This is a genomic window from Streptomyces sp. NPDC058579, assembly GCF_042718575.1.
Classification (GTDB): Bacteria; Actinomycetota; Actinomycetes; order Streptomycetales; family Streptomycetaceae; genus Streptomyces.
Genome location: NZ_JBHXPI010000061.1, coordinates 22,244 through 32,947, shown reverse-complemented (window position 1 = coordinate 32,947; position 10,704 = coordinate 22,244). Strand labels below are relative to the sequence as shown.

Genomic DNA, 10,704 nt, shown 5'->3' with positions numbered 1-10,704 from the left:
CGCGCGGCCTCGTCCCCCAACTCCGGGAAGCGGCCCGCGCGCTGTCCCCGGCCCGCGAGCGCGACCTGGTCCACGCCCTGCGCGTCGCGGGCCTGCCGGTGACCTGATGGGCTTACCGTACGTGTCGGTGCGTGTCCGACATGGACTACTCGGGTAGGAAACATGATCGACTCCGGCGGTTCACGGCGGCGGTCTTGCTCCGGGGTGTGACGGGGCTTACGTTCTCCTCCTACGCACCGTGTCTACGTGCGTAGAGGCTCTCTGACGCCGCGCCGAAGGAGCAGCTCATGACCGACGTCGTACGCGCCGCACTCGTCCAGGCGACCTGGACAGGCGACACCGAATCCATGATCGCCAAGCACGAGGAGCACGCCCGCGAGGCGGCCCGGCAGGGTGCGAAGGTGATCGGGTTCCAGGAGGTCTTCAACGCCCCCTACTTCTGCCAGGTGCAGGAGCCCGAGCACTACCGCTGGGCCGAGCCCGTCCCCGACGGGCCGACCGTCACGCGGATGCGGGAGCTGGCCCGCGAGACCGGCATGGTGATCGTCGTCCCCGTCTTCGAGGTCGAGGGCGCCGGGTTCTACTACAACACCGCCGCCGTGATCGACGCCGACGGCACCTACCTCGGCAAGTACCGCAAGCACCACATCCCGCAGGTCAAGGGCTTCTGGGAGAAGTACTACTTCCGGCCCGGGAACGCCGGCTGGCCGGTCTTCGAGACCGCCGTCGGCAAGGTCGGCGTCTACATCTGCTACGACCGCCACTTCCCGGAGGGATGGCGCCAACTCGGGCTCAACGGCGCCCAGTTGGTGTACAACCCGTCGGCCACCTCGCGCGGCCTCTCCTCCTACCTCTGGCAGTTGGAGCAGCCCGCGGCCGCCGTCGCGAACGAGTACTTCGTCGCCGCGATCAACCGGGTCGGCCAGGAGGAGTACGGCGACAACGACTTCTACGGCACGAGCTACTTCGTAGACCCGCGCGGCCAGTTCGTCGGCGAGGTCGCCTCCGACAAGTCCGAGGAACTCATCGTCCGCGACCTCGACTTCCGCCTCATCGACGAGGTGCGGCAGCAGTGGGCCTTCTACCGGGACCGCCGCCCCGACGCCTACGACGGGCTGGTGCAGCCGTGAACGACCTGTACCACCGCCACCGCTCCGTCATCCCCGACTGGGTCGCCCTCTACTACAAGGACCCGATCGAGATCACCCACGGCGAGGGCCGGCACGTCTGGGACGCGGACGGGAGGAGGTACCTCGACTTCTTCGGCGGCATCCTCACCACCATGACCGCCCATGCCGTGCCCGAGGTCACCAAGGCCGTCGCCGAGCAGGCCGGCCGGATCATCCACTCCTCCACGCTCTACCTCAACCGCCCCATGGTGGAGCTCGCCGAGCGGATCGCCACCCTCTCCGGCATCCCGGACGCCCGGGTCTTCTTCACCACCTCCGGCACCGAGGCCAACGACACGGCCCTGCTGCTCGCCACCGCGTACCGCCGCACCAACCAGATCCTCGCGATGCGCAACAGCTACCACGGCCGCTCCTTCTCCACCGTGGGCATCACCGGCAACCGCGCCTGGTCCCCGACGAGCCTCTCCCCGCTCCAGACCCTGTACGTGCATGGTGGCGTCCGCACCCGCGGCCCCTACGCCCAGTACAGCGACGAGCGTTTCGTCGACGCCTGCGTCGCCGACCTCGAAGACCTCCTCGGCCACACCCGGGACGTCGCCGCGCTGATCGCCGAACCCATCCAGGGCGTCGGCGGCTTCACCTCCCCGCCCGACGGCCTTTACGCCGCCTTCCGCCGCGTCCTCGACCGGCACGGCATCCTGTGGATCTCCGACGAGGTGCAGACCGGCTGGGGCCGTACCGGCGACAACTTCTGGGGCTGGCAGGCGCACGGCCAGGCGGGTCCGCCGGACATCCTCACCTTCGCCAAGGGCATCGGCAACGGCATGTCGGTCGGCGGAGTCGTCGCCCGCGCCGAGATCATGAACTGCATCGACGCCAACTCCATCTCCACCTTCGGTGGTTCACCGATCACCATGGCGGCGGGCCTCGCCAACCTCGCGTACCTCCTCGAACACGACCTCCAGGGCAACGCCCGGCGGGTCGGAGGGCTGCTGATCGAGCGGCTGCGCGCGGCCGGTGCGGGCGTCGACGCGGTACGGGAGGTGCGCGGCCGCGGGCTGATGATCGGCATCGAACTCACCCGGCCCGGCACCGACGAGGCGGATCCGGCGGCGGCCGCGGCCGTCCTGGAGGCCGCCCGCGAGAGCGGCCTGCTGATCGGAAAGGGAGGCGGCCACAACACCAGCTCCCTGCGGATCGCGCCGCCGCTCTCGCTCACCGTCGCCGAGGCCGAGGAGGGCGCAGCGATCCTCGAACAGGCCCTCCGTTCCCTGTAGTTCACCGCCTTCATCCAGGGGGAACACCCGTGAGCACCCGAACCCTCATCCGCGGCGGCCTCGTCGTCACCGCCGCCGACGAGCTCCACGCCGACGTCCTCATCGAGGACGGCCGGATCGCCGCTCTGGCGGCGCACGGCTCCGACGCGGCCGCCGGCTGGACCGCCGACCGCACCATCGACGCCACCGACCGCTACGTCATCCCGGGCGGCGTCGACGCGCACACCCACATGGAGCTGCCGTTCGGCGGCACCTTCGCCTCCGACACCTTCGAGACCGGCACCCGGGCCGCAGCCTGGGGCGGCACCACCACCATCGTCGACTTCGCCGTCCAGAGCGTCGGCCACTCCCTGCGCGAAGGGCTCGACACCTGGTACGCCAAGGCCGACGGCAACTGCGCGATCGACTACGGCTTCCACATGATCATGTCGGACGTGAACGAGTCGACGCTCAAGGAGATGGACCGGCTCGTCCAGGAAGGCGTGAGCTCGTTCAAGCTGTTCATGGCCTATCCGGGGGTCTTCTACTCGGACGACGGGCAGATCCTGCGGGCGATGCAGCGGGCCGCCGACGACGGCGGGCTGATCATGATGCACGCGGAGAACGGCATCGCGATCGACGTCCTGGTGGAGCAGGCGCTCGCCCGCGGCGAGACCGACCCCCGCTACCACGGCGAGGTCCGCAAGGTCCTCCTGGAGGCCGAGGCCACCCACCGGGCGATCCAGCTCGCCCGGGTCGCGGGCGCCCCGCTGTACGTCGTCCACGTCTCGGCGGAGGAGGCCGTCGCCGAACTGGCGGCGGCGCGCGACAAGGGCCTGCCGGTCTTCGGCGAGACCTGCCCGCAGTACCTGTTCCTGTCGACGGACAACCTGGCGGAGCCGGACTTCGAGGGCGCCAAGTACGTGTGCAGCACGCCCCTTCGGCCGAAAGAGCACCAGGCGGCGCTCTGGCGGGGCCTGCGGACGAACGACCTTCAGGTGGTGTCGACGGACCACTGCCCGTTCTGTTTCGTCGGGCAGAAGGACCTGGGCCGAGGGGACTTCTCGAAGATCCCCAACGGCCTGCCGGGCGTGGAGAACCGTATGGACCTCCTCCACCAGGCGGTCGTCGACGGCCACATCTCCCGCCGCCGCTGGATCGAGATCGCCTGCGCCTCCCCGGCGCGGATGTTCGGCATGTACCCCCAGAAGGGCACGATCGCGCCGGGCGCGGACGCCGACGTCGTGATCTACGACCCGCACACCGTCCAGACGCTGTCGGTGGAGACCCACCACATGAACGTCGACTACTCGGCGTACGAGGGGAGGACCGTCACCGGCCAGGTCGAGACCGTCCTCTCGCGTGGCGAAGTCGTCATCGACCAGCGGAAGTTCACCGGGCGCGCCGGGCACGGCGTCTTCACCCCGCGATCCACCTGCCAGTACCTGAACTAGGAGAACGACGACGTGGACTTCGGACTCGTCCTGCAGACCGACCCGCCCGCTTCGGAGGTCGTCGGCCTGATGCGCCGGGCGGAGCGCAACGGCTTCCGCTATGGCTGGACCTTCGACTCCGCAGTGCTGTGGCAGGAGCCGTTCGTCATCTACAGCCGCATCCTCGAACACACCACCAAACTCCACGTGGGCCCGATGGTGACGAACCCGGGAACGCGCACCTGGGAGGTGACAGCCTCCACCTTCGCCACCCTCAACGACATGTACGGCAACCGGACGGTGTGCGGCATCGGCCGAGGCGACTCGGCGATGCGCGTCGCCGGCCGCAAGCCGAACACCCTGGCCCGCCTGGGCGAGGCCATCGACGTCATCCGCGACCTCGCCGAGGGCCGCGAGGCGGAGGTGGACGGCAACCCGATCCGCCTCCCCTGGGTCGCCGGCGGCAAGCTCCCGGTCTGGATGGCGGCGTACGGCCCGAAGGCCCTCGCGCTCGCCGGGCAGAAGGCCGACGGCTTCATCCTCCAGCTCGCCGACCCGTTCCTGACCGAGTGGATGGTGAAGGCGGTCCGCCAGGCGGCGGTGGAGGCCGGCCGCGACCCCGACGCCCTGACGATCTGCGTCGCCGCCCCCGCGTACGTCACGGCCGACGACTCGCCCGAGGCCCTGGCCCACGCCCGTGACCAGTGCCGCTGGTTCGGCGGCATGGTCGGCAACCACGTCGCCGACCTGGTCGCCAGGTACGGCGAGCACTCCGGTATGGTCCCGGACGCCCTCACCGCGTACATCAAGGACCGGCACGGCTACGACTACAGCCACCACGGCCGCGCCGGAAACCCCGACACCGACTTCGTCCCCGACGAGATCGTCGACCGCTTCTGTCTCCTCGGCCCCACCGAGACCCACCTCGCCAAGCTCCACCACCTCAAGGAGCTCGGCGTCGACCAGTTCGCCGTCTACAACATGCACGACAACCGCGAGTTCACGATCGACGCGTACGGCTCCGACATCATCCCGGTGTTCAACTGAGCTCTGAGGTCCGGCGCAGGACCAGGCAGAGGAAGCCGAAGCTGTCCCGGTAGCCGTGCAGCCACTGCGAACGCTGGGCGTTCGCCGTCTCCAGGGCCTGTGCGGCGGCCGGGTCGGTGGGGTGGTCCAGGGCCCAGGAAGCCAGGGAGCCCCAGCAGGCCCACTCGTAGGTGTCCAGCTCGGCGCGGGTGCTGACGTGGCCGTGGACGGGGGTCCAGCCGTCGGCGACCACGTGGTCCACGGTGGTCGCCAGGTCGGCGAGGTCGCCGAACATCTCGACCGCCGTCGGCGAAGGGGTGCGGTCCCAGAACGACTCGCCGATCAGCACCCGGCCGCCGGGGGCCAGGTGCTCGCGGGCCGCCGCGAGGGTGGGGAGGAGGCCGCCGAAGGCGTGGGTGGCGCCGACGCTGATCACCAGGTCGAACGGGTGGGTGGGGGTGAGGTCCGCGGCCTTCTGGTGGTGGAGGGTCAGGCGTCCGCCCACTCCTAGGTCGGTCGCTGCCTCGCGGGCCTGTGTCAGGGAGACTTCGGAGGTGTCTACGCCCTCGGCGTGCAGGTGCGGGCGCGCCTTCAGGGCGCGCAGGAGCCATTCCGCCGTGCCGCAGCCTAGGTCGAGCACGCGCTCGTCGCCGCGCGGGAGGCCGTGTGCGAGGAGGCGGGTGACCGAGTCGTCCGCGAGTGGGGACTTGATCGGGTGGTCGGCGTGGGCGATCGCGGAGATCTGTTCGCGGCTCATCGGCGGCGCGGCGCCGCCCGTGTCGAGGAGCAGCTTCGCGGCCACCTCCGCCCCGTCGGTGCGGATCGTGGGTGCCACTTCCTTCGCCCTTGCCTCCGTCTCCGGGGTCAGGGCCGTCTTTAGTGCGGCCGACAGGGACTCGAAGGTCGGGGTCGGGCCGTCGTGTGCCGCGCCGATGCCCAACTCGGCCACCCGGGCCGCCCAGTGCGGCTGGTCCACGAACTGGGGGACCACCACCTGAGGCGCGCCGGCCCGGGCGGCCGTGGTCGTGGTGCCCGCGCCGCCGTGGTGGACGACGGCCGCGACCCGGCGGAACAGCGCCTGGTGGTTGACGTCTCCGACGGCGAAGCAGTCGTCCGCGTCGTCCACCAGGCCCAGGTCCGCCCAGCCACGGGACACGAGTACGCGTCGGCCCTGGGCGCGGGCCGCTTCGACGGTGGTCCTGGCGATGTCGGCGGCCGTGCTCATGGGCATGCTGCCGAAGCCGACGTACACCGGCGGGGTGCCGGCGTTCAGGAACGCCTCCAGGTCGGCGGGCAAGGCGCGTTCGTCGGGCAGGATCCACGCACCGGTCTGCACGACGGCGAGGTTCGTCAGGTGCTCCCACGGGCCCAGGACCGGATCCACCGCCAGCAACGGCCGTTCGGTGAAGACGTGGTCGCGGACGTTGTCCACCGGCGCGAGGCCGATCGCCGCGCGGTGGGCGTTGAGCGGCTGGAGGTAGAGGGCGTTGACCTTCTGGGCGTCGAAGTCCCACAGGGCCTGGTTGTCGGTCATGCCGGCCGGGGCGGGCGGTCCGGGTCGCCCCGACGGGAGGTAGTGCGCGGAGGGCATCTCGAACGGGTGGAAGCCCGCGTACACGTACCGGATGCCCAGCTTCTCGGCCACCGAACGGGCACCGGCCGGCATCAGACCGCTCGCCACCAGCACGTCACAACCCTCGGCCGCCTTGCCGACCGTCTCGAAGTGCGCGGCGACCAGCTCGGCCGCGAACGCGGCCGCGTCCGACGGCGGCGCTCCCGTCCGCAGCGCCCGCACGTCCCGCCCGAAGGGCACCAGCTCCGCACCCACACCGGCCAGGAGCTCCGCGAACTCCTCGTCCGGCGGCGCGCACACGCGCACCTCCGCGCCGAGGGTCCGCAACTGCGCGGCAAGGCCCGCAAGCGGCGCGATGTCGCCGCGGGATCCGTACGCCATCAACAACACACGCATGTCGTGATTCTCAATTCTGTTTCGGGTGGGGGTTCTTCAGTTGGCGGCGTCGAGGAGCAGCCTTGCCGCGCGCATCGCCCCGTCGGTGTGGACCCTGCCGGCCACGGCCTTCGCCCGTGCCTCCGTCTCTGGGGTCAGGGCCGTCGTCAGTGCCGCCGACAGGGACTCGAAGGTCGGCGTCGGGCCGTCGTGCGCCGCGCCGACGCCCAGGTCGGCCACGCGGGCGGCCCAGTACGGCTGGTCCGCCAGCTGGGGCACCACCACCTGCGGAGCGCCGGCCCGGGCGGCCGTCGTCGTCGTACCCGCACCGCCGTGGTGCACGACGGCGGCCACGCGGCCGAACAACCGCTGATGGTTGACCTCGCCGACGGCGAAGCAGTCGTCCCGGTCGTCGATGAGGCCCAGCTCCGCCCAGCCACGCCCGACGAGGACCCGGCGGCCCTTCGCGCGGACCGCCTCGATGGCCACCCGGGCCGCCTCCTCACCCGCACGTACGGCCATGCTGCCGAACCCCACGTACACGGGCGGCGCGCCGGCCTCCAGAAAGGCCACAAGGTCCGCCGGGAGCGGCCGCTCGTCGGGCAGCACCCACGCGCCGGTCTGTACGACGTCGAGCTCCGGCGTCTCCAGCCACGGGTCGAGCACCGGGTCCGTCGCCAGCCACGGCCGGTCGCCGAGGCCGTAGTCGCGGACGTTGTCCACCGGGGGCAGACCGAGCGACGCCCGATTGGTGTTCAGCGCCTCGCCGAACAGCGCGTCGATGCTCTGGGCGTCCAGCTCCCACAGGGCCCGGTTGTCGGTCACCTCCGGCGGGAACGGCCGCCCGGGGTAGGCCAGCGGCGGGCGCTGCGGCGACGGCAGCGTCAACTGCTGGAAGATCGCGGACACATAGCCGATGCCCAGCTTCTCGGCCACCGACCGCGCACCGGCGATGGCCGGCATCGCGCCCGTCGCCATCAGCACGTCGCACCCCTCGGCCGCCGCGGGTATCACCTGCATCTGACTGGCGATCAGTTCGGCCGCGCGCTGCGGCAGATTGGCCTTCGACGGCGGCGGAGCCGCGGTCGTCAGCGCGCGGGCCGACTGCCCGACACCCACCACGGACACGCCGACCCCGGCGAGCCGCTCCGTGAAGTCCTCGTCCGGCGGGGCGCACACCCGCACCTCCGCGCCGAGCTCCCGCAACCGCACCGCGAGCCCCACCAGCGGTTCGACGTCCCCACGCGACCCATACGTCGACAACAGCACACGCACTTCGTGAATCTCCCGATTCTGTGGACTCTGTGGATTCTGTGATTTCTGCGGTTCCCGCGACGTCTTGGTCACGTCGCCCATTCGACGAGCTGGACGACGACACCGTTCGGGTCGGTCATCTGGAACAGCCGCTCGCCCCACGGCTCTTCGCGCAGCGGCATGGTGATGGGGGCGCCCGCCGCGCGCAGCCGGGCCTCCTCCGCCGCGAGGTCGGTGACGGTGAGCGCCAGGATCAGACCGGCCACCCGCTGGTCGCGCTGCTCGGGCGGGAGGACCGCCGTACCGGCGCGGAGCAGGACGACGTCGACGGCGGCGTCCCCGCGGGTCAGGGACGCGAAGCCGTCGTCGGCCATGGCCACCTCGTAACCGAGGTGGGTGCACAGGAACGCGCGGGAGGCGTCCACGTCGGCGACGGTGAGGGAGAGGGTGGAGGAGGAGACGTTCATGACTGCACCTTCGCGAAGTGGGTGATGGCAAAACCGGAGTCGAAGGACCGCGTGCCGACCGGGGCGAACCTCGTCGGAATGAACGGGCCGTCGAACAGGGGGATGCCGGATCCGAGGAAGATCGGGTGGCGCTTGATGATCAGTTCGTCGATCTCGTCGCGCAGCACGGCCGCCAGCTTGCCGCCGCCGCACAGCCAGATGTCCAGGCCGTCCTGCTCCTTGAGCTCACGGACGAGCGCGACCGGGTCGTCGACGACCGTCACGGCCGGATCGGGGCTGATGAGAGTGCGGGAGACGACGTACTGCGTCAGGTGGGCGTACGGGCTGGTGAGCCCGGCCTTCAGGCCCGGGTCGTAGGTCGCGCGGCCCATGATGACCGTGTCGAACCGTTGGGCGGCCCGGTCGGCGACGCCGAACGGTTCACGTGCCGGCGTGGGCATGGTCTCGGGGAAGTCGGCCAGGATCGCCGCCGCTTCCTCGCCGTCGAAGGGGAGGAAGTCGTACTCGCCCTCGGGTCCCGCGATGAAGCCGTCCAGGGTGGCGGAGATGTAGTAAGTCAGCTTGCGCAAGTGCTTCTCGTTTCCAGGTGGGTGCGAGCGTGGGTGGGGGCTTGGGTGTGGGTACGGATCAGGTCGTGGGCACGTCGAGCTGGAACTCGCGCGTGCGCCGGTAGGAGCGGAACCCCAGGCGGTGGTTGACCGCCAGCATGTGGACGTTGTCGTCGGCGTTGTCCGTCTCGATCTCGACGACGCCGGGGTGCTCGGCGCCCAGCCGGCGCACCATGGCGGCCTTGACCCACAACCCGAGCCCGTGGCCGCGGTGTTCGGGCACGACCGCCGTGTCGTACTGCTGGGCACGCGGCCCGGAGCCCTGGGGGAGCAGGATCTCGGTGTAGCCGGCCATGGTGCCGTCGTCGTGGACTGCCGCGATGGTCAGCAGCGTGTCCCCGCGAGCCGCGACCACCTCGGCCATGGCGCGGACGCGGTCCGCGTCCCACGCCACGCTGCCGTAGTCCAGGTCGCCGACGGGCATGTCGTTCATCGCGTTCTTGGCCGCCGCGAAGGCGTCGGCGAGGGCGTCGGGAACCGTTCCCGTCCAGCCGGTCAGCCGGTAGCCGGGGTGCTCGGCATCGGCGAGCAGGAGCAGGTCGGCCCGGTCCAGCTCGTCGGGGCGCAGCATGAGGTGGTCCAAGGTCATTGCGCGGCGGAAGCCCCGGCGCGTGCTGAAGGCTTCGCCCGGGCCGTCGGCCGGGGCCGTGGTGATCAGGCTGCGCCGGTTCTCGGCGCGGCAGGCCGCCACGGCCGCCTCCAGCAGGAGGGAGCCGGTTCCCAGGCGGCGGTGTGCGGGGTCGACGTGGAGTTCCAGTTCGGCCAGGTGGTCCTGGCCGGGGGAGGTGAACACCCGCAGGGCGGCGACGCCGACCGGGGTGCCGTCCGCACCGGTGGCCAGCCAGGTCAGCCGGTGGCTGCCCAGAGCGGGCCCGGTGAGCTGGGCGTGGATCTGTCCGGGGTCGGGGGTGGGTACTCCGGGCAGGTCGTGGGCGGTCGAGGCGGCGACGACCTGGTGCCACGCGAGGGCTTCGGCGGCCGAAACGTGCTGGAGCGGACGGATCTGTACTGAAGTGGGCAAGGTGATGGCTTTCTCTCAGTCGGTGTGGCGCACGAGCGGCCAGTCGATGGCGACACGGGCGGTCGTGGCGAGGTAGTTGGTGAACACGTTGAGGGCGACGTGGGCGACGACCTCGACGATCTGCCCGTCGGACAGGCCGGCGCTCCGGGCCGCGGCCAGCTGCTCGTCGGTGACGGTTCCGCGGTCACGGACCACCACGGCGGCCAGCTCCAGGACGGCGGCGGCCCAGGGGTCGTCGGCCTTGCCCCGGCGGGCGCGGTCGGCCTCCGCCGTACTCAGCCCGGCCGTCCTGGTCCCGCGGAACGCGTGCACGGACAGGCAGTAGTCGGAGCCGTTCTCCTGCGCCACCAGCAACGCGATGCTCTCGCGCACGGCCGCCGACAGGGTTCCCTCCGTGTTCAGGGCGGTGAGGAGGCCCACGTACCCCTTCAGTACGGCCGGGCTGTTGGCCATCACCCTGGCCAGGTTGGGGACGACCCCCAAGGCCTGGTGGGTGGCGGTGAACAGAGCTGCGGATTCACCGGTCGCGATCTCCGGTTCGACGGTGTGGAGGTGCATGCC

Annotated in this window: 10 protein-coding genes and 1 pseudogene; 4 read left to right on the top strand and 7 right to left on the bottom strand. The window is 71.2% G+C overall.

Features of this window, described 5'->3' with window-relative positions:
• Positions 1–287: 287 nt before the first annotated feature.
• From ACFWRO_RS34965 to ACFWRO_RS34950, 4 genes are read left to right on the top strand one after another with little or no spacing between them, the layout of a single operon-like run.
• The gene (locus ACFWRO_RS34965) at positions 288–1,130 is read left to right on the top strand and encodes a nitrilase-related carbon-nitrogen hydrolase (protein WP_384518036.1); all 843 of its coding nucleotides are present in this window, start codon (positions 288–290) and stop codon (positions 1,128–1,130) included.
• Complete coding sequence (locus ACFWRO_RS34960) at positions 1,127–2,407, top strand: aspartate aminotransferase family protein (RefSeq protein WP_384518033.1); 1,281 nt, start codon at positions 1,127–1,129, stop codon at positions 2,405–2,407. The genes ACFWRO_RS34965 and ACFWRO_RS34960 overlap by 4 nt, the downstream gene beginning before the upstream one ends.
• Positions 2,408–2,436: 29 nt before the next feature.
• Entirely contained in the window at positions 2,437–3,840 is a 1,404-nt protein-coding gene (gene hydA / locus ACFWRO_RS34955) for a dihydropyrimidinase (protein ID WP_384518030.1), read from the top strand.
• A 12-nt stretch (positions 3,841–3,852) separates the two neighbouring features.
• Positions 3,853–4,866 carry a TIGR03842 family LLM class F420-dependent oxidoreductase gene (locus tag ACFWRO_RS34950; RefSeq protein WP_384518027.1) on the top strand — a complete coding sequence of 338 codons (1,014 nt, stop codon included), beginning with the start codon at positions 3,853–3,855 and terminating at the stop codon, positions 4,864–4,866.
• Here ACFWRO_RS34950 and ACFWRO_RS34945 read toward each other — a convergent pair.
• The 7 genes and pseudogenes from ACFWRO_RS34945 to ACFWRO_RS34915 all read right to left on the bottom strand — a co-directional run bounded on the left by ACFWRO_RS34945 (position 4,859) and on the right by ACFWRO_RS34915 (position 10,701).
• Positions 4,859–5,602 carry an SAM-dependent methyltransferase gene (locus ACFWRO_RS34945; protein WP_384518039.1) on the bottom strand — a complete coding sequence of 248 codons (744 nt, stop codon included), beginning with the start codon at positions 5,600–5,602 and terminating at the stop codon, positions 4,859–4,861. The two genes, ACFWRO_RS34950 and ACFWRO_RS34945, sit on opposite strands and share 8 nt — an antisense overlap.
• Positions 5,603–5,614: 12 nt before the next feature.
• Positions 5,615–6,814, bottom strand: a pseudogene (locus ACFWRO_RS34940) (glycosyltransferase); the annotation flags it as partial.
• A 36-nt stretch (positions 6,815–6,850) separates the two neighbouring features.
• Positions 6,851–8,068 (bottom strand): glycosyltransferase, encoded by a 1,218-nt coding sequence (locus ACFWRO_RS34935; protein WP_384518024.1) that lies wholly within the window; start codon positions 8,066–8,068, stop codon positions 6,851–6,853.
• 68 nt (positions 8,069–8,136) lie between these two features.
• Positions 8,137–8,514 carry a VOC family protein gene (locus ACFWRO_RS34930; protein WP_384518021.1) on the bottom strand — a complete coding sequence of 126 codons (378 nt, stop codon included), beginning with the start codon at positions 8,512–8,514 and terminating at the stop codon, positions 8,137–8,139.
• Positions 8,511–9,083 (bottom strand): dihydrofolate reductase family protein, encoded by a 573-nt coding sequence (locus ACFWRO_RS34925; protein ID WP_384518018.1) that lies wholly within the window; start codon positions 9,081–9,083, stop codon positions 8,511–8,513. Before ACFWRO_RS34925 ends, ACFWRO_RS34930 begins: the two co-directional genes overlap by 4 nt.
• 58 nt (positions 9,084–9,141) lie before the next feature.
• Complete coding sequence (locus ACFWRO_RS34920) at positions 9,142–10,143, bottom strand: GNAT family N-acetyltransferase (RefSeq protein WP_384518015.1); 1,002 nt, start codon at positions 10,141–10,143, stop codon at positions 9,142–9,144.
• Between the two features lie 15 nt (positions 10,144–10,158).
• Positions 10,159–10,701 (bottom strand): carboxymuconolactone decarboxylase family protein, encoded by a 543-nt coding sequence (locus ACFWRO_RS34915; protein ID WP_384518013.1) that lies wholly within the window; start codon positions 10,699–10,701, stop codon positions 10,159–10,161.
• Between the last annotated feature and the right edge of the window lie 3 nt (positions 10,702–10,704).